Consider the following 19067-nt stretch of genomic DNA (forward strand, 5'->3'; position numbering starts at 1 on the left):
GTCAATGCTTCGCCAAACCTCTGAATTTCCTGGTCTGTCACGCGTGTCGCAACCCTCTGCAACCGGGTTAAAGCGCCGTTCTAAGCCTTTCTTAAGGCCGGTGTGGCATGACAAGGTGCAGTGTTGGGCCAACGGCATGGGTAGAACAAAAACCGAGAACATCCCCGCGGATGTTTATATCCAGTTTGTGCGGTCGTTGTTCGACAACGCCCACATGCTGGTGATCGGTGGCGTTTGCTACTGGATCCTCGGATTCATGATCTATTGGCGGACGCACAACCCGCTGTTCCTGGCCTTTTCGTTCGCTCTGCTGTCCATCAGCCTTTTTCGTTACGTCGGCATACGCGGCTTCCTGAAGACGGGTGGCACCATAGCCAATGTCGAGGAGGCTCGGCAGTGGGAGCGCAACTATATCCTCAAGGGCAGCCTACAGGGTCTCGGGCTCGGTTCGCTGTGTTTCATATCGATCTACGTTTATCCCGATCCTTTCGCCGAGCTGGCCGCGACGTCGCTGACGATTGCGACCCTGGTCACGGTCGTTGGCCGCAACTACGGCTCCCCGCAGATGGTGCGGATTTTCTCCGTGACCTTCATCGGTCCGGCGGCGCTCGGGCTCCTGCTGCGCATGGATTTCCCCTCGGTCCTGCTCGGCCTGATGATCATCCCGCTGACATTCATCACGATCAACAGTGCCGACCATGTCCGCAACGTGCTCTTCTCCGCCGTCATCGGCCACAAGCAGGCCAGGAATCTGACGCGCCGGTTCGACCGCGCGCTCAACACCATGTCGCATGGCCTGGTCATGCTGGGGCCCGACGGGCGGGTCGCGGTGGCCAATGCCGAAGCCGCTCGCCTGATGTCGCTGAAATCGGGCGACGCTTTGCTTGGACGCTCGATCCATGGTCTTTTGATGCGCGGCGTTGCCGGCGGCATGCTGGCGCCGAAAGACTGCCGCTACATTGAAGCGCAGCTGACGCGCGCGCTGCGCGAAGGCCGCGACCGCAAGGTGCTTGTTTCGCTCGCCAACGGCCAGCATTACGAATTCTCCGCCCGTGAAGGCAGTCAGGAACTGGGCGTCATCACCTTCGAGGACGTTACGGCCCGCGTCGAGGCGGAGGAAAAGATCCGCTTCATGGCGCGTTACGACAATCTGACCGGCCTGCCGAACCGCGCCTATTTCCACGAACTGGTCGGCGAGGCCATGGCCTCAGGCGAACAGGAGCGTCTCTGCGGCCTCGCGGTGCTCGATCTCGACGACTTCAAGAGCGTCAACGACACTCTCGGCCATCCGGTCGGCGACGGGCTGATCTACGCCGTGGCCGAGCGCCTCGCCGCTATTGCCGGACCGGGCATCACCGTCAGCCGCTTCGGCGGCGACGAGTTCATGATCTTCTTCGATCGTGTCGAAGACGAGAGCCATCTCAGCACCTTGCTCGACCAGATTTTCGCGGAGCTGCAAGGCGAGGTGGACGTCGCCGGCCACGGGCTGCGCATCCAGACCAGCGGCGGCGCGGTGCTGTCCAAGGTCAAGGACACCGATGCGGACGCCATGATCGTCAAGGCCGACCTTGCCCTCTACAAGGCCAAGGAACTCGGCAAGAACAGCTGGCGGCTGTTCGAGGCGGCCATGGATGCCGCCTTCCGCAATCGTCAGCTGATGAAAGCCGATCTGCGCAATGCCGTGCAGGCCAAGGAATTGCGCGTCGTCTATCAGCCGATCGTGGCCGTCGACACCATGCGCATCGCCAGTTGCGAGGCGCTCTGCCGTTGGGATCATCCCGATCTCGGCCCTGTCTCGCCCAGTGTCTTCATTCCCCTGGCCGAGGAGATGGGTATCGTTTCCGACATCAGCACCTTCGTGCTCGATGCCGCTTGCGCCGAATGCGCCAAATGGCCGGCCCAGACCAGCGTGTCGGTTAACCTATCGGCCAAGGACTTCCGCAGTCGCGATATTGTCCAGAAGGTCAGGGATGCCTTGGCCAAGTCGGGCCTGGCGGCGCACCGGCTCGAAATCGAGGTCACCGAGACCGCCTTGCTCGACGACAAGTCGCTGACGCGCGAGTCGATCGAGGAATTGAAGGCGCTCGGCGTGCGTATTGCGCTTGACGATTTCGGCACGGGCTACTCCAGTCTGAGCTATCTCCACAAGCTGCCGCTCGACAAGATCAAGATCGACCGCTCGTTCCTGGTCGACGTGAACCAGAACCGGCAGTCGCTCGATCTTCTGAAGGGCATCGTCAGTCTGTCCCGGACGCTGGGTCTTTCCGTCACCATCGAAGGGGTCGAGACCTTCGAGCAGTTGAAGACGCTGGTCCATTCGGTCAAGCCGGACTTCGTGCAGGGTTTTCTCTTCGGCGCCGCGCTCAGCTCTTCGGGCATCGAGACGATGTCGAGCGTCACATGGCCGTTTGCCGCGGACCTGCGTATCGCCGGCAAGCGGACAGCCAGCTAAATCAATCCCGGGAAAAGTGTGAAACGGCTAGCTTCGGCGCCGTAGCCTTGCGGCCGGATTGCAAGAAACGCTGGCCGCTCTGGCATAGTCTAAACCCGCCGCGCGTTGGCGTTTTTCAAGCTCTGAATTCGAAACGACCTTGATGACCGACGTCAGGTCGGATCAGACAACCGCCTGCGACAGGATTTGCTTTTGTCCGATACAGGATCGGTGGAAGGTGCGCCGCCATTAAGGTTAACAAGCGGTAAATCAGCGATATCGAATTTTCAGCTTGTGTCTCATTTCAACTCGAATAGCCTGTTTACAGGCGGAATTCGAGGACGGACAATAATGGATGTTGCGCGCAAGGGTGCGTCGGCTGGCGCCATCGCTAGAAGCGATTCGCTGCTCAATCGAACGATGATGCAGCTCTTGGAGCATGTCGAATATCGCCTCATTACCGGGGGCGAGGACCTCGAAGCGATCTACCGGCTCCGCTATCAATCCTACGTCAAATCCGGCATGTGCGGCCCGATCGCCAGCGGGATGTTCGAGGACCGCTGGGATAATCTGCCCAATTCCTACCGGTTCGGCGTCTATTGTTACGGTGAATTGGTCAGCACATTGCGCTTTCATTATATTTCCAGTGCGCAGCCATACTCGCCTTCGATCGACGCCTATCCGGAAATCTTGCTCGAGCGGCTTGCCCGCGGCGAAACCTTCATCGACGGAACCCGCTTCGCAACCGATCCCGACGCCGCGCCGGCACCCGGCGTGCTGCCTTTCCTGACACTCAGGATCGCCATGGTGGCCTCCAATTATTTTGGCCAGGACTCGGTGTTGACCCCGGTCAAGGTCGAGCATTCCCATTTCTATGCCCGGTTCTTCAATGCCCAACAGCGGACCGAGGGGAAAGTGTTTCCCGGCGTTCTCGCCCCGATAGCGCTGTTCGAAATCCCCGCCGGCGAGAATATGCGCCGCACACTCGAACGGTTCCCCTTCTACCAGTCGACACCGACGGAGCAGCGGCTGATGTTCGGCAATCCGGCGATCAACCGGCTGACGCCGCTGTCCATCGTGCCGACAGCGAAATATTATCGCGCCGCTGCCTGACGCGAGGCCGTGAACTTTTCGCTGGCTGCGCCGTTATCAGGTCCGCAGCTCAGCGCGACAGGCGGTACCGCCTGTCGCAGGAAAGGACCCACACATGACCATCCATTCGTTCGCGCTGACGCCGCTGATCTCGCTGATCGCCGGCGTGCTGATCCTGGTGATGCCGCGGCTCCTCAACTACATCGTCGCGCTTTACCTGATCGTCGTCGGCCTGCTCGGCCTGTTCCCTCATCTCGCCAGCTGAAATCCCGCGCCGGCCGCGCGGATGACAGCGCGGCATCCAGTTTCAACTTTCGTTTGAGGCTGTTGTCGCAGGCTGTGCGGCAATAGCGCCATTGCTCTTGGTTCGGCTTTTCGCTATGTGCCTCAAAGGCATTTTCGAAGGGGTACTTCCATGGCTGATCACTCGCCGACCGGTCCTGTCGAGCTTGGCGCGCAGATGGACTATGCCGAGCACGACCGTACCTACAAGGGTTTTCTCGGCCTCGCCAAATACGGCTCGCTGGTCTGTGCCGCCATTCTTATCGCAATGGCCTTCGGCTTCTTCGTCGGCGGTTTCTTTTCGGCGCTCATCGTGTTCATCCTGATCACGGCCATCGGCACCCTCATTCTACGGTAGACTTCCCAATCCCATTGCCCTCGACGTCGCCGGACGTCCCGGCCGACGCCTTGCGTAATCAAGGTTCCAGCCGAAAGGATCATCCGGTGGGGCAAACAGTGTTCATCCCTTGTGAGATTGACCCGAACGAGCCGCGTGTCGCGGCCTCGCCGGAAACGGTCAAGCGTCTGGCGGGTCTCGGCTTCGACGTGGTCGTCGAAAAGGGCGCCGGCCTCGGCTCGCGCATCCCCGACCAGGATTTCGTCGGCGCCGGAGGTACGGTCGGAACGGCGGCCGACGCAAAAAAGGCCGATGTCGTGCTGAAAGTGCGCCGGCCAACGGATGCGGAGCTGAAGGGCTACAAGTCCGGTGCTGCCGTCATCGCCATCATGGATCCCTATGGCAACGATGCCGCCGTCGCCGCCATGGCCAAGGCCGGCATCACCGCCTTCTCGATGGAATTCATGCCGCGCATCACCCGCGCGCAATCGATGGACGTGCTGTCCTCGCAGGCCAATCTCGCCGGCTACCAGGCGGTGATCGACGCGGCGGGCGAATATGACCGCGCGCTGCCGATGATGATGACGGCGGCGGGCACCGTGCCGGCGGCCAGGACCTTCATCATGGGCGTCGGCGTTGCCGGCCTGCAGGCGATCGCCACCGCGCGCCGCCTCGGCGCCGTCGTCACCGCCACCGACGTCCGTCCGGCGGTCAAGGAGCAGGTGCAGTCGCTCGGCGCGAAATTCCTGGCGGTCGAGGACGAGGAGTTCAAGGCGGCCGAGACGGCCGGCGGCTACGCCAAGGAAATGTCGAAGGACTATCAGGCCAAGCAGGCGGCACTCACCGCCGAGCATATCGCCAAGCAGGACATCGTCATCACCACGGCGCTGATCCCCGGCCGGCCGGCGCCGAAGCTGGTCTCGGCCGCCATGGTCGCGTCGATGAAGCCGGGTTCGGTGATCGTCGACCTCGCTGTCGAGCGCGGCGGCAATGTCGAAGGCGCGGTTCCGGGGAAGGTCGTGACGACCGAGAACGGCGTCAAGATCGTCGGCCATCTCAATGTGCCGGGCCGCGTCGCGGCCTCGGCCTCGCTGCTTTACGCCAAGAACCTTTACGCCTTCCTCGAGACCATGGTCGACAAGGCAGCCAAGACGCTCGCCATCAGGCGCGACGACGAGTTGGTCAAGGCGACGATGCTGACCGACGCCGGCCAAGTCGTGCATCCGAACTTCGCCAAGGCGGCGCAAGAGCCGCGCACCGAGCCGGCGGCCATTCCGGCGACGACTATGGTTGCCGACGCCTCGGCCAAGCCTGCTGCGAAGAAGACAACGGCGAAAAAACCTGCCGCAGCCAAGTCGCCCTCGTCCAAGTCGAAAGGGACCGCGTGATGGAACAGCTGCAGAAAGCCCTCGACCAGCTCGATCAGGCGACGGCTGCCGTTCGCCTTGCGGTGCAGGACCTGGCCAATGCGCCCGCCGGCGCCGAGGCCGCCGGCAACGCGGCGCATGCCCTCTCGGGCGGCGCCATCGATCCCTTCGTCTTCCGCTTCGCGATCTTCGTGCTGGCGATCTTCGTCGGCTACTACGTCGTGTGGTCGGTGACGCCGGCGCTGCACACGCCACTGATGGCCGTCACCAACGCCATTTCCTCGGTCATCGTCGTCGGCGCGCTGCTTGCCGTCGGCATCGCCGCTTCAGGCATTGCTGCAGGCTTCGGCTTCGTCGCGCTGGTGCTTGTCTCGGTCAACATCTTCGGCGGCTTCCTCGTCACCCAGCGCATGCTGGCTATGTACAAGAAGAAGGAAAAGTGACGTGAACGCCAACTTCGCTTCCTTCCTCTATCTGGTCTCCGGCATCCTGTTCATCCTGGCGCTGCGCGGGCTCTCGCACCCGACCACCAGCCGCCAGGGCAATCTCTACGGCATGATCGGCATGGGGATTGCGCTCTGCACCACGCTGGCGCTGGCCCTGCCTTCGGCCGGGCGCTTCGGCCTGATCGTGCTGGGGCTCGCCATCGGCGGTGGCATCGGCGCGGTCACCGCGCGCCGCATCGCGATGACCTCGATGCCGCAACTGGTCGCCGCCTTCCACTCGCTCGTCGGCCTCGCCGCCGTCATGGTGGCGGCGGCCGCCATCTACGCGCCCGAAAGCTTTGGCATCGGCACGGTCGCCGACATCCATGCCCAGGCGCTGATCGAGATGAGCCTTGGCGTCGCCATCGGCGCCATCACCTTCACCGGTTCGGTCATCGCCTTCTTGAAGCTCGACGGCCGCATGTCCGGCAAGCCGATCATGATCGGTGGCCGCCACTTGATCAACATCGCGCTCGGCGCAGCACTTGTGGTGCTGATCGTGCTTTTGGTCACCACCGAATCGAAGCTCGTCTTCTGGCTCATCGTCGCCGCCTCGCTGGCGCTGGGCGTGCTGTTGATCATCCCGATCGGCGGCGCCGACATGCCGGTCGTGGTGTCGATGCTGAACTCCTATTCCGGCTGGGCGGCTGCAGCACTCGGCTTCACCCTCGGCAATCTGGCGCTGATCATCACCGGCGCGCTGGTGGGGTCTTCCGGCGCGATCCTGTCCTACATCATGTGCAAGGGCATGAACCGCTCCTTCATCTCGGTCATCCTCGGCGGCTTCGGCGGCGAGACGGCTGCGGTGGTGAGCGACGGCATCGAGCGTACGGTCAAGCAGGGCTCGGCCGATGACGCCGCCTATCTGATGATGAACGCGCAGAAGGTCATCATCGTGCCGGGCTACGGCATGGCGGTCGCGCAGGCGCAGCACGCGCTGCGCGAGATGGCCGACAAGCTCAAGGCCAACGGCGTCGAGGTGAAATACGCCATCCACCCGGTCGCCGGCCGCATGCCCGGCCACATGAACGTGCTGCTCGCCGAAGCCAACGTGCCCTATGACGAGGTGTTCGAGCTGGAGGATATCAACTCCGAATTCGCGCAGGCCGACGTCGCCTATGTCATCGGCGCCAACGACGTCACCAACCCGTCCGCGCGCGACGACAAGTCCTCGCCCATCTACGGCATGCCGATCCTCGACGTCGACAAGGCCCGCACCTGCCTGTTCGTCAAGCGCTCGCTCGGCTCCGGCTATGCCGGCATCGACAACACGCTGTTCTACAAGGACGGCACCATGATGCTGCTCGGCGACGCCAAGAAGATGACCGAGGAAATCGTCAAGGCGATGGATCACTGATCCGGTCGCCAACCAGCACATGTCCGCACAAGCCCGGGCCTCGGGCCGGGCTTTTTTGCGGTTGGTGCTGGCAAGTGTGGTGGTAAGGTTCTGGCGATGGCAGAGACCAAAAGAGCATATCCAGATACTTCCGATATCCTCGCTCGAAAGGCCGAGGGACGTCGCGAAATGGCTGGACTTACCTTCGGGCAGAAAGTCGCGAGAATGGAAGCTTTGCGCGAAAGGGTCGCTCCGTTGAAAAGGCTGCGCCAGGAGCGGCGGGCATCAAATCACCCTGGCGCCGACGTTCACTCGCGAAAACCCAAAATCGAGTAGCGCGTCCCATGGAGCCTTGATTCGCTCTTGGCGCGGTCGCCCAAATGCAACCCGCACCCGCCGCGAAATGATCGGAGTTTCGTGAACTACCCGACGATGATCACCTTTCCGGTGATGGCGCCTTCCACGCTCTTGGCATAGGCGAGCCCCACCCGTTTCGACGGAACGGGCTCATGGCCGGGGAACCACTCGCCATATCTCGGTGCGGACACGGCGAGAAGTCCGGGGCTCACCGCATTGATACGGAGGCCGCGTGGCATCTCGATCGCTGCACCGAGAACGAAACCTCCGAGCGCGCCATTCGCGGTTGCTGCGCCCGTTCCCGTGCGAATAGGATCGCGGTCGAGCACTCCGCTTGTCAGCGTGAACGAGCCTCCGTCGCTAAGCTTGGCCAGCCCTGCCAGCACCAGATTGACCTGTCCCATGACCTTGTGGCGCAGGCCCAGCATGAATGTCTCTTCGGTGTATTCGCCAAGAGCTCCGAAATGGACATCGCCTGCCGTCGAGACGACGGCGTCCACCTTGGCGCATCTTGCGTACATGGCGTCGACCGATGCGCGGTTGGCTATATCGACCTGAATCTCGCCGCTGGACCGTCCAGCCTTGATGATCTCATGGCGGAAACCTAACTCGTCGCAGACCGCTTTCCCGATATCACCTTCGGCGCCGACGACAATAATTCTCATGACAGGTCCTCTGTCATCTCGTCATACCGTTTGAGCTTGTAGGCAAGCAGTTCAGCACAGCGATCCAACGCGGCACGCCGCATATCCAGATGCGCCGCGTGCTCAAGAAGAACCGCTTTCCGTCCAGACAGGGTTTCGTTACCCCTCCGATAGAGCTGCGCAAAGTATCGCATCCGCTCCATGGGCATACCCGTATCGCGCAGTGACGAAAGCAGGATGAGCCATTCGACATTCTCCGCCGAGAAGTCACGTCTTCCATCACGCCCTCGCGCGATCTTCGGAAGCAAATCCAATTTCTCATAGTAGCGGATGGTGTCGATACTCAGCCCGCTTGTAGATGCCACCTCCGATATACGCATATGTCGCTCATAGCCTGCCGATTTGTGTAAGGCTACCAAGCTGGAGCAACTCCAGGTCAAGCGGGAATCTTCACCCTAATGCATGTCGCCCAAAAGTGCGCAGCGGTTTTGGGAATACGACATGCATCAAACAAAGACTTAAAGCGCGTCGCGTGAATCCGTTTCATCGCGACGCGCTTTTAGAGCCGCATTACTGCTCAAGGTATCCCGTCGGCCAGGGGCCGACGCTCGATGGGCTTCCGGTTGAACGCCTGGATATTGCTCAGATGTCCAGATTGGCCACCGACAGCGCATTGTCCTGGATGAACTCGCGCCGTGGTTCGACTTCGTCGCCCATCAGCCGCGAGAACAGTGAGTCGGCGTCGGTCGCGTCGTTGACCTTGACCTGCAGCAGCGAGCGCACATTCGGGTCGAGCGTGGTTTCCCACAGCTGCTCGGCATTCATCTCGCCAAGGCCCTTGTAGCGCTGCATGGTCAGACCCTTGCGGCCGGTGGCGAATACCGCATTGAGCAGCGCCAGCGGGCCCGAAATGGTCTCGGAGACCTCCTTGCGGCGCAGCACCGGCGGTTCGGCGTAGATCTCTGCAAGGCGCGAGGCATAGCGGTCGAGCTGGCGCGCATCGGCCGAGTTGATCAGGCCGGCATCGAGCTGGGCGAACTCCTTGACGCCGCGCACGGTGCGCTCGAACACATAGCCGCCCGAGCCGTCATTGGAGGTTGAGAGCCGGCCGGTCCAGCCGCGCTCGGTCTCCTCGGCGATGATGTCGAGCCGCCTCGCGACAAGCTCGGCCATCGCGTTGGCGCGGCCAAGATCGGCAAGCACATCGGCATTGAGCGCGCCGGCAATCGCCGCCTGCTCGACGACGCTGCGGTTGTAGCGCGTGTGCAGGCCGTTGATCAGCTGGCGCGTCGCCAGCGCATCGTCGATGGCGCCGCGCAGATCCTGTCCGGTCCGCACCTCGCCCGACGCCAGCGTCAGCGAGGCTTCCTCCAGCCCGGAGCCGATGAGGAACTCCTCGAACGCGCTCTCATCCTTGATGTATTGCGAACTCTTGCCCCGCGTCACTTTGTAGAGCGGCGGCTGGGCGATATAGAGATGGCCGCGCTCGATCAGCTCCGGCATCTGCCGGAAGAAGAAGGTGAGCAGCAGCGTGCGGATGTGGGCGCCGTCGACGTCGGCGTCCGTCATCAGGATGATCTTGTGGTAGCGCAGCTTGTCGGCGTTGAACTCGTCCTTGCCGATCGAGGTGCCGAGCGCGGTGATCAGCGTGCCGATCATGTCGGAGGAGAGCATACGGTCGAAGCGCGCGCGCTCGACGTTCAGGATCTTGCCGCGCAGCGGCAGGATCGCCTGGTTCTGGCGCGAGCGCCCGCCCTTGGCCGAGCCGCCGGCCGAGTCGCCCTCGACGATGAAGATCTCGGACTTCGCCGGATCGCGCTCCTGGCAGTCGGCAAGCTTGCCGGGCAGCGAGGTGACGCCGAGCGAGCTCTTGCGGGTGATGTCGCGCGCCTTGCGCGCGGCCTCGCGCGCGGCGGCCGCCTGGATTACCTTCTCGACCACCACCCTGCCTTCGGCCGGATGTTCTTCCAGCCAGGTGCCGAGCGCCTCATTGACCAGGCTCTCCACCACAGGGCGAACCTCGGACGAAACCAGCTTGTCCTTGGTCTGCGAGGAGAATTTCGGGTCCGGCACCTTGACCGACAGAACGGCGGTCAGGCCTTCGCGGCAGTCGTCGCCGGTCAGCGAGACCTTTTCCTTCTTGGTATGACCGGATGATTCGCCGTAGCCGGTGATCTGCCTCGTCAGCGCCGCGCGAAAGCCCGCCAGATGCGTGCCGCCGTCGCGCTGCGGGATGTTGTTGGTGAAGGCCAGCACGTTCTCGTGGTAGCTGTCGTTCCACCACATCGCGACTTCGACGGAGATACCGTCGCGCTCGGCGCGGATGGCGATCGGCGCCTCGATCAGCGGCTTCTTCACCCGGTCGAGATATTTGACGAACTCTTCCAGCCCGCCGTCATAGTGCAACTCGTGGCGCACAAGGTCGGCATGGCGGGCGTCGGTCAGCACGATGCGCACGCCGGAATTGAGGAAGGCGAGCTCGCGCAACCGGTGCTCCAGCGTGCCGTAATCGAACTCGACCATGGTAAAGGTCTCGGCCGACGGGAAGAAGGTGATCTCGCTGCCGCTGCGGCCGTCATTGGTGCCCGGACGCTTGTCCTGCTCGTAGCTGCCGGTCACCTTCAGCGGCGCGTCGGCGTTGCCGTGCGTGAAGCTCATCTCGAAGATCTCGCCGTTGCGGCGGATCTTGAGCTTCAGCCACGCCGAGAGCGCGTTGACCACCGACACGCCGACGCCGTGCAGGCCGCCGGAGACCTTGTAGGAGTTCTGGTCGAATTTGCCGCCGGCATGCAGCTGCGTCATGATTACTTCGGCCGCCGAAACGCCCTCGCTGGAGTGGATATCGGTCGGAATGCCGCGGCCATTGTCGATGACGGTGACGGAACCGTCGGGATTGAGCGTCACCGAAACGAGGTCGGCGTGTCCGGCCAGCGCCTCGTCGATGGCGTTGTCCACCACCTCGTAGACCATGTGGTGCAGGCCCGAGCCGTCATCGGTGTCGCCGATATACATGCCCGGCCGCTTGCGCACGGCGTCCAACCCCTTCAAAACCTTGATGGAATCGGCGCCGTACTCGGCTTCCGCGCCAATGGCGCTTTCGGTCTGATCGCTCATGAAAACCTGTCTGATTGGTGGCGCTAGTCGAACGCGAGAAACTGGTCCCGAATCGCGCCGTTTTGATGTCCTAGATATAGGCGCAAACGGTTGCTTTTCCAAGGTTTGCGGGCATTTTGCCGGCTTGGCGAGCAGGCAGGATGGAGCATGCTTTCGTGACCGTTACCGGAGGACCGGTGCGCAAGCCATAAAAGCGCGCGCCGCCGCTCGCAAAATCCGGTGCGGAAGGGTCTCCGACGGATCACATGGACGCCCGCCTTGCCGGGCGCTACATTTGGCCTGCCAGCGGAGCATGCCCCATGGACACCAAGCCCGCCCCCTTCGTGCCGCCCGCGCCGAAGCCGCGCACCACGCCGCCCTCGACGCTGGAGATGATGCGCATCGTCTACCGCAACCCGCTCGAATTGTGGGGCGAGCATTCCTACAACGAGCCCTGGATATCGGTGACCGGCATCGGCGGACCGCTGGTCATCGCCAATGATCCAGGCCTCATCCGTCACGTGCTGATCGACAACGCCAAGAACTACAAGATGGCGACGGTGCGCCAGCTGATCCTGCGGCCGATCCTGCGCGACGGGCTGCTCACCGCAGAGGGCGAAGTCTGGAAGCGTTCGCGCAAGGCGATGGCGCCGGTGTTCACGCCGCGCCACATCTTCGGCTTCGCCGGGCCGATGCTCAAGCGCACGCTGGAATTCGTTACCCGCTACGAGGCCGGCGGCACGTCCGACATCGCTCACGACATGACGCTGCTTACCTATGACATCCTCGCCGAGACGCTGTTTTCCGGCGAGATCGCCGGCCAACCGGGCAGCTTCTCCAGGGAGATCGACCGCCTGTTCGAGACCATGGGTCGTGTCGATCCGCTCGACCTGTTGCGCGCGCCCGAATGGCTGCCGCGCCTCACCCGCATCCGCGGCCGCAAGACCATGGCCTATTTCCGCAACATCGTCGCCGGCACGGTACGGATGCGTGAAGAACGGATGAAGCGCGACCCCGACGGTGTGCCGCAGGATTTCCTCACGCTTCTCCTGCGGGCCGAAGGGCCGGACGGGCTGACGCGCCCGGAAGTCGAAGACAACATCATCACCTTCATCGGCGCTGGCCATGAGACGACCGCGCGTGCGCTGGGCTGGACGATCTATTGCCTGGCCGAGGCGCCCTGGGAACGCGACAGGGTCGAGCAGGAGATCGACGCGGTGCTGGCGCGCGAGCCCGACCCGACGAAGTGGCTGGATGCCATGCCGTTCACCCGCGCCGCCTTCGAGGAGGCGCTGAGGCTCTATCCGCCGGCCCCCTCGATCAACCGCGAGCCGATCGAGCCCGAGACCTGGAATGGCCTCTATATCCCGAAATATGCAGCCGTGCTGGTGATGCCCTGGGTCGTGCACCGCCACCGCAAGCTCTGGGACAGGCCGAACGCCTTCATGCCGGAGCGTTTCCATCCGGAAAACCGCGACAGGATCGACCGCTTCCAGTATCTGCCGTTCGGTGCCGGTCCACGTGTTTGTATCGGCGCCAGCTTCGCCATGCAGGAGGCGATCATCGCTTTAGCCATCCTGTTGTCGCGCTTCCGCTTCGACGCGACGGCCGAAACCCGGCCGTGGCCGGTGCAGAAGCTGACCACGCAGCCGCAGGGCGGCCTGCCGATGCAGGTCTCGCGCCGTGGCTGAAGTCTAGATTACCGGTCGGCAATCGGCCGGCGCTGTTGGAACTGGCCGGCGGCGCGGAAGCGCCAGAGATAGCTCGGCAGGATGGCGGCGATCGCCTGCGGCTGGATGCCGAGGCCGGCAAGCGTCCTGGCGGCCTTGGCGGCTTCGTCGGAGACGATGTTGTGCTCGCGCAGCTGCAGCACCTGGTCCTTGGTCAGGAGCGGATTGGGCAGCAGCTGAAGGATCGATGCCTGGATGTTGGCCACCCAGAACGGCACCGGCACGAGCAGACGTCGTCGGTCAATGACCGCAAGCAGCTCTTCCATACATTCCTTGAAGGTCAGCACCTGCGGGCCGCCGAGCTCATAGATTTCGCCGCCCTTGACCTTGCCGTCGACCGAGCGCGCGATCGCTTCGGCGACGTCGCCGACATAGACCGGCTGGAATTTCGTCTGCCCGCCGCCGATCAGCGGCAGGATGGGCGAGAGGCGCGCCATGCCGGCGAAGCGATTGAAGAAGCTGTCTTCCGGGCCGAAATTGATCGACGGCCGGAAGATGACGGCGTCCCTGATCGTGTCGAACACGGCTTTTTCGCCGAGTGCCTTGGTGCGGGCGTAGTCCGACGGCGAATCGAGATCGGCGCCGAGCGCCGAGATCTGGGTGAGGCCGGCGCCGACCGAGCGTGCGGCTTCGGCGACGGCGCGCGCGCCGAAATCATGCACGGCGCCGAATTTCTGGCGGCCCGTCTCATGCAGGATGGCGACGAGGTTGACGACATGGTCGGCGCCCTGCACGGCCCGGTCGACCGACCAGCGCACGCGCACATTGGCCTGCACCGGCTGGATCTGTCCGACATTGCCGAGCGGCTGCACATGGCCGGCAAGGTCGGGCCGCCGGCAGGCGACGCGGATGCGGTAGCCGCGCTTGGCCAGCGCCCGCACGACATGGCGGCCGACGAAACCCGAGCCGCCGAAGACGACGACGAGCTTGGGGGTCTGCAGGATTTCGGTCATGACTGGCTCCGCGCGCAAATGCTTGGCTGAGGCCGTTTCTTAATCCGTTTCTCGCCAAAGGCAAAGAGCGACCGGAAGTCGCCGCTGCCTTGTTTTTGAACTTGCCCGGAATGCCGCTCCGGCGCGTTTGGAGAAAACAGAAAACCCCGCCGAAGCGGGGTTTTCCGGGCAGTGTCCACGCCGAAACAGGGTCCAACGAGGCGGCCTGACCTGAGACGGTATCAAGGTGGCGTGAAGCAAGCACGCCCGCCCCGCCCTGAACGCCCGGCGCGGCGCCGCCAACCGCGAGCCGGACGAAGCCAACCAGGCGGCTCGCGGCGTGGGGTGCCGGATATGGGTCGCGTCAGGTCGGGAAAAGGTTCAATCGCGCGCGAAAATCAGGCTGAATAACGCTCGGCGAATTCGGAAATGCGCTGCACCACCGCCTTGGAGACGGTGATGCCGCGTGCTTTTGCCTTCTCCGTCGCCTCGGCGCGGGAGCGGCCGGGAATATGCACGCCATAGCGCCGCCGCAGCCGGTCGAGCTGGCCCTTCATGCGCTGCTCGAATTCCGGATCGAGCAGCTTGGGTTCGATGGCGAGAACGAAGAGGCCGGTGCCGGGGCTGTCCTCCCCACCTGTGAACCAGGGCGCGTCGAGCGACCAGTTGGCGCCGGAAATGCCCGCAGCCAGTACCTCGACCATAAGCGCGATGTTGGCGCCGCGCTGGCCGCCAAAGGCAAGCATCGCGCCCTTCATCGCCGCCGCCGGATCGGTGGTCGGGTTGCCGCTGGCATCCAGCGCCCAACCTTCGGGGATTTTCTTGCCGTCCTCGGCCGCCTTGCGGATGTTGACGAAGGCCGTTGCGCTCGACGACTGGTCGATGACCAGCGGTGGCCCGTCGGCGGCGGGCGACGCGAAGGACATCGGATTGGTGCAATAGACCGGCTTGACCGAGCCCGAGCCGGCAAGCACCGCCGGTCCGTTGGTGGCGGCGAAAGAGACAAGACCCCGTTCGGCCAACCGCCCGGTGAAATAGCCGAGCGCACCGCATGTATAGGCGTTCTTCTGCGAGAAGATGGCGACGCCGAACAGCTTCGCCGCCTTGACCAGGTCGTCGATCGTGCGGTCGAAGCCGGTATGGGCAAGCCCGCCGCGCGCGTCGGAGAGATAGACGGCAAGCGCCGGCCTGGTGATCACCGGATCGGCGTTGCCGTCGATGCGGCCCGCCTCGAGCGCCTCCAGATAGTCGATGAAGTGCGATAGCCCCACAGTCGACAGGCCCTCGGCTTCGGCCGCGATGATCGAGGCGGTAAGCGACCGCGCTGCCTCGTCATTGGCGCCGGCGCCGAGCGCCGCCATCCGGCACAACCCTGTTGCCTGGTCGAGAGTGAGTTGCATTGGAGTTGCCCTGCAGCGAGTAGCGAATAGGGAATAGCGAGTAGGGGAGATAAAGGAACTACTCGCTATTCGCTACTCACTATTCGCTAACCGATCTTCACCGGAATCCGAGCCTCTATCCGGCTGAAGACGAAGACCAGGATGCCGGTGATCGTCATATAGATCAGCGCCAGCAACAGCAAAGGCTCGTAGGTCAGGTACGTGTCCTGGCGCACCTTGGAGGAGACGGCGAAGATGTCGATGACGCTGATCGTCGCCACCAGCGGCGTCGACTTCAGCTGCAGCACGGTCTCGCCGGTCAGCGTCGGCAGCGCCCGGTAGAAGGCCTGCGGCAGCCAGATGCGACGGAAGATTTTCCAGCGGCTCATGCCGAAGGCGCGGGCGGCCTCGAGTTGGCCTCTGGGCACACCGGCAAAGGCGCCGCGCATCACTTCGCCCTCATAACCGGCGAAGGAGAAGGTCAGCGCCACCACGCCATAGGGCCACGCTTGCCGCAGATACGGCCAAAGCCACGATTCGCGGATCCACGGATATTGCGGGAAGATCGAGCCGAGGCCGTAGTAGAGCAGCCAGAGCTGTAGGAGCAGCGGTGTTCCCCGGATGATGGTGCAGAAGACCTTTGCCGGCGCCGAGAACCAGATCGGCCCGCCGGCCTGGGCAAGCCCGAGCGGCACGGCAAGCGCAAAGCCCAGCGCGCAGGTGACGGCGAGCAGCCACAGCGCCCGCCAGATGCCCATCAGGCCCATTTCCCAATATTGCGGCAGCCAATCCCAGCGCATGAAGAAGGCGGCGCAGAAGACGAGACCCAAGGCGATCAGGATCAGCACGATGCGGTGCGGCTTGAGCCAGATCGAGGCGCGCGCCGCCATGTTGATCGCGGTGGCTTCGGCCGACATCAGCGCGCCTCCTTGACGGAGGGCATGCCGCGTCGCGACCAGGCCTCGACGCGGCCGATGATCAGGTTGGAGAAGAGTGACAAGGCAAGATAAAGCGCGCCGGCGGCGAGGAAGAACAGCAGGTAGGCTTTGGTGACGCCCGCCGCCTGGCGGGTCGCCAGCGTCAGTTCGAAGAAGCCGACGACGGCAAGCAGCGCGGTGTCCTTGGTGGCGATCAGCCACAGATTGGCAAGGCCGGGTATGGCGAAGGGCAGCATCGCCGGCAGCGTGACGCGCCGCAGCATCAGGCCCGGCGACATGCCGTAGGCGCGGGCGGCTTCGATCTGGCCTTGCGGGATGGCGAGGATGGCGCCGCGGATGACCTCCGTGGAATAGGCGCCCTGGACGAAACCCAGCACGAAAATGCCGGCCGCAAGCCCGCTGATGTCGACGCGCTGGTAGCCCATCGCCGTCAGCACCTGATTGATGAGATCGGTGCCGGCGTAATAGAGCAGCAGGATCAGCACCAGTTCCGGCACGGCGCGCACCACCGTCGTATAGACCGCGAGCAGATCGCGCGTCACCGGGCCGCCATAAAGCTTGCCGAAGGCCCCGGCGGTGCCGATCATGAGGCCGAGGCAAGTGGCGCCTACGGCGATCTCGACCGAATGCAGCAGGCCGACCAGCAGCGTGCCGCCCCAGCCGGGTGCCACAGGTGACAGAAGTTCCATGATGCCGGCCGCGGAGGCCGGAAGAAAGGCGTCGATCAGCTTCGCCCCCGGATTGCTGGCAAGCCGCCGACAGCCAGGTCAGCGGCAGGTATGCGTTGCAAGATCGGGCACGGCGCGGACGCCATGCCCTCACTCATTTGCAAGAGGGCTCAGTTCGACTGCGTGGCGCCGCCATAGATGTCGAAGTCGAAGTACTTCTTCGAGATCTCGTCATATTTGCCGTTGGCGCGGATCGCCTTGATGCCGGCGTTGAACTTTTCCTTGAGCGCGGTGTCTTCCTTGCGAATGCCGGCGCCGACGCCCGGTCCAAGCACTTCGTCGTCCGGGGCCACCATGCCCTTGAGGTCGCAACAGGCCTTGCCCTGGTCCGACTTCAGGAATTCGCCGAGCGCGATCGAGTCGGCCTGCACAGCGTCGATACGGCCGGCGGCCAGGTCCTGGTTGGCTTCATCCTGGGTCTGGTATTCCTTGATCTCCTGCGCGCCGGTGAAATGCTTCTTGGCGTAGACGGCATGCACGGTCGAGACCTGGACGCCGATCACCTTGCCCTTGAGATCGTCCGGCGTGGCGCCGAACTTCTGGTCCTTCGGTCCGATGATCGCCGTCGGGGTGTTGTAGTACTTGTCCGAAAAGTCGATCGTCTTCTTGCGCTCGTTGGTGATCGACATCGAAGAGACGATGGCATCGATCTTCTTGGTGGTCAGCGCCGGAATGATGCCGTCCCAGGCAACCGGCGTGATCACGCAGTCGAGCTTCTCTTCGGCGCAGACGGCGTCGACGAAGTCGATCTCCCAGCCCACCCATTTGCCGCTGGCATCGGGCGAGGTGAAGGGCGGATAAGGCTCGGCGGCGACGCCGATCTTGACCTGCTCGGCCTTGGCCACGCCACCCATCGCTGCCACGCCGAGAAGCAGCGCGGCCGCGAATGTCTTGAGAACAGTCTTCATATCAGGACTCCCAGTTTGTTGTTGTTCCCGGTCTTCGCCCCGCTTGATGCCGGCTCCTAGCCGACATTGCGGAGGAATTGTTTGAGTCTTTCGGATTTGGGTGCGCCGAACAGCTGTTCCGGCGGACCTTCCTCCTCGACCAGCCCGTTGTAGAGGTAGACGACATGCGTCGCGACCTCGCGGGCGAACTTCATTTCATGTGTCACCAGCACCATGGTGCGCCCCTCGCGCGCCAGGTCGCCGATCACTTTCAGCACCTCGCCGACCAATTCCGGATCGAGCGCGGAGGTCGGCTCGTCGAACAGCATGACGCGCGGATTGATCGCCAGTGCCCGGGCGATCGCGGCGCGTTGCTGCTGCCCGCCGGACAGGTAAGCCGGATAGACGTCGCGCTTCTCCGCCAGCCCGACGCGGGCGAGCAGCTTCTCGGCCTGGGCGATCGCCTGGTCGCGCTTGACGCCGAGCACATGCACCGGAACCTCGATGACGTTCTCGATCAACGTCATGTGGCTCCACAGGTTGAAGTTCTGGAACACCATGCCGAGCCGGGAGCGGATGCGCTCGATCTGCCTGCGGTCGGCCGGAACCGTATGGCCGTGGCTGTCGGCCTTGAGCTTGATCTCCTCGCCATTGACCCGGATGATGCCGCTGGTCGGGTTTTCCAGGCAATTGATGCAACGCAGCAGCGTCGACTTGCCCGAACCCGAACCGCCGATGATGGCGACCACCTCGCCGTCGCGCGCCGATAGCGAAACGCCTTTCAGCACATGCAGCTGGCCGAATTTCTTGTGCAGGTTTTCAACATGGATGGCTTCGGCGGCGCCGCTTTGCGCCTCGCCCGATCGGACTGCGGCAGCTTCCACCGCGCTCACCGGGTGACCTCTATGTGGTCGACGGCAGATCGTCGAACGTCTATCCGGCTAATCAACATACGCTGTATTGCCCGCTCCAGACTTCAGCATGGACCCAACAGCGCGAGCCCGTCAATCCCGCTCATTACGGCACTTGCGGCCTTGTTGTGCAAGTGT

Annotated in this window: 17 protein-coding genes; 8 read left to right on the forward strand and 9 right to left on the reverse strand. The window is 63.5% G+C overall.

The genetic code is table 11. The features are described 5' to 3' along the window. Positions 1 to 136 precede the first annotated feature (136 nt). The 7 genes from RFM68_RS18500 (at position 137) to RFM68_RS18530 (ending at position 7351) form a co-directional block, all read left to right on the forward strand. Complete coding sequence (locus RFM68_RS18500; RefSeq protein WP_320234443.1) at positions 137 to 2452, forward strand: putative bifunctional diguanylate cyclase/phosphodiesterase; 2316 nt, start codon at positions 137 to 139, stop codon at positions 2450 to 2452. A gap of 330 nt (positions 2453 to 2782) precedes the next feature. Beyond that, positions 2783 to 3544 (forward strand): N-acyl amino acid synthase FeeM domain-containing protein, encoded by a 762-nt coding sequence (locus RFM68_RS18505; RefSeq protein WP_320234444.1) that lies wholly within the window; start codon positions 2783 to 2785, stop codon positions 3542 to 3544. A 94-nt stretch (positions 3545 to 3638) separates the two neighbouring features. Then, positions 3639 to 3788 carry a DUF3096 domain-containing protein gene (locus RFM68_RS18510; protein ID WP_073989262.1) on the forward strand — a complete coding sequence of 50 codons (150 nt, stop codon included), beginning with the start codon at positions 3639 to 3641 and terminating at the stop codon, positions 3786 to 3788. A 150-nt stretch (positions 3789 to 3938) separates the two neighbouring features. Continuing rightward, positions 3939 to 4163 (forward strand): aa3-type cytochrome c oxidase subunit IV, encoded by a 225-nt coding sequence (locus tag RFM68_RS18515; protein WP_320234445.1) that lies wholly within the window; start codon positions 3939 to 3941, stop codon positions 4161 to 4163. Positions 4164 to 4249: 86 nt separating this feature from the next. After that, a complete protein-coding gene (locus RFM68_RS18520; protein WP_320234446.1) occupies positions 4250 to 5530 on the forward strand; it encodes a Re/Si-specific NAD(P)(+) transhydrogenase subunit alpha in 1281 nt (426 codons plus the stop codon). Then, the gene (locus RFM68_RS18525) at positions 5530 to 5952 is read left to right on the forward strand and encodes an NAD(P) transhydrogenase subunit alpha part 2 (RefSeq protein ID WP_320234447.1); all 423 of its coding nucleotides are present in this window, start codon (positions 5530 to 5532) and stop codon (positions 5950 to 5952) included. Before RFM68_RS18520 ends, RFM68_RS18525 begins: the two co-directional genes overlap by 1 nt. Position 5953: 1 nt before the next feature. Next, positions 5954 to 7351 (forward strand): NAD(P)(+) transhydrogenase (Re/Si-specific) subunit beta, encoded by a 1398-nt coding sequence (locus tag RFM68_RS18530; RefSeq protein ID WP_320234448.1) that lies wholly within the window; start codon positions 5954 to 5956, stop codon positions 7349 to 7351. 401 nt (positions 7352 to 7752) lie between these two features. Here RFM68_RS18530 and RFM68_RS18535 read toward each other — a convergent pair whose 3' ends face one another. The 3 genes from RFM68_RS18535 to gyrB all read right to left on the reverse strand — a co-directional run bounded on the left by RFM68_RS18535 (position 7753) and on the right by gyrB (position 11445). Continuing rightward, complete coding sequence (locus tag RFM68_RS18535; RefSeq protein WP_320234449.1) at positions 7753 to 8352, reverse strand: short chain dehydrogenase; 600 nt, start codon at positions 8350 to 8352, stop codon at positions 7753 to 7755. Further along, positions 8349 to 8711 carry a MerR family transcriptional regulator gene (locus RFM68_RS18540; RefSeq protein WP_320234450.1) on the reverse strand — a complete coding sequence of 121 codons (363 nt, stop codon included), beginning with the start codon at positions 8709 to 8711 and terminating at the stop codon, positions 8349 to 8351. Before RFM68_RS18540 ends, RFM68_RS18535 begins: the two co-directional genes overlap by 4 nt. Positions 8712 to 8973: 262 nt before the next feature. Further along, on the reverse strand, positions 8974 to 11445 hold the full coding sequence (gene gyrB, locus RFM68_RS18545; protein ID WP_320234451.1) for a DNA topoisomerase (ATP-hydrolyzing) subunit B: 2472 nt from the start codon (positions 11443 to 11445) through the stop codon (positions 8974 to 8976). A gap of 299 nt (positions 11446 to 11744) precedes the next feature. Here gyrB and RFM68_RS18550 point away from each other — a divergent pair, with 299 nt between their 5' ends. Next, entirely contained in the window at positions 11745 to 13115 is a 1371-nt protein-coding gene (locus tag RFM68_RS18550; RefSeq protein ID WP_320234452.1) for a cytochrome P450, read from the forward strand. Between the two features lie 8 nt (positions 13116 to 13123). Here RFM68_RS18550 and RFM68_RS18555 read toward each other — a convergent pair whose 3' ends face one another. From RFM68_RS18555 to RFM68_RS18580, 6 genes are all read right to left on the reverse strand, one after another. Next, positions 13124 to 14107, reverse strand: coding sequence for a complex I NDUFA9 subunit family protein (locus RFM68_RS18555; protein ID WP_320234453.1), 984 nt, complete (start codon positions 14105 to 14107; stop codon positions 13124 to 13126). A 377-nt stretch (positions 14108 to 14484) separates the two neighbouring features. Further along, on the reverse strand, positions 14485 to 15486 hold the full coding sequence (locus RFM68_RS18560; protein WP_320234454.1) for an Ldh family oxidoreductase: 1002 nt from the start codon (positions 15484 to 15486) through the stop codon (positions 14485 to 14487). Positions 15487 to 15572: 86 nt separating this feature from the next. Next, on the reverse strand, positions 15573 to 16382 hold the full coding sequence (locus tag RFM68_RS18565; RefSeq protein ID WP_320234455.1) for an ABC transporter permease: 810 nt from the start codon (positions 16380 to 16382) through the stop codon (positions 15573 to 15575). Then, positions 16382 to 17092, reverse strand: coding sequence for an ABC transporter permease (locus RFM68_RS18570; RefSeq protein WP_320234456.1), 711 nt, complete (start codon positions 17090 to 17092; stop codon positions 16382 to 16384). The genes RFM68_RS18565 and RFM68_RS18570 overlap by 1 nt, the downstream gene beginning before the upstream one ends. A gap of 149 nt (positions 17093 to 17241) precedes the next feature. Then, a complete protein-coding gene (locus RFM68_RS18575) occupies positions 17242 to 18039 on the reverse strand; it encodes a transporter substrate-binding domain-containing protein (protein WP_320234457.1) in 798 nt (265 codons plus the stop codon). 56 nt (positions 18040 to 18095) lie between these two features. Continuing rightward, on the reverse strand, positions 18096 to 18911 hold the full coding sequence (locus RFM68_RS18580; protein ID WP_320234458.1) for an ABC transporter ATP-binding protein: 816 nt from the start codon (positions 18909 to 18911) through the stop codon (positions 18096 to 18098). Positions 18912 to 19067 lie beyond the last annotated feature (156 nt).

Origin of the sequence: Mesorhizobium montanum (assembly GCF_033977145.1) — a bacterium.
Taxonomy (GTDB): Bacteria; Pseudomonadota; Alphaproteobacteria; order Rhizobiales; family Rhizobiaceae; genus Mesorhizobium; species Mesorhizobium montanum.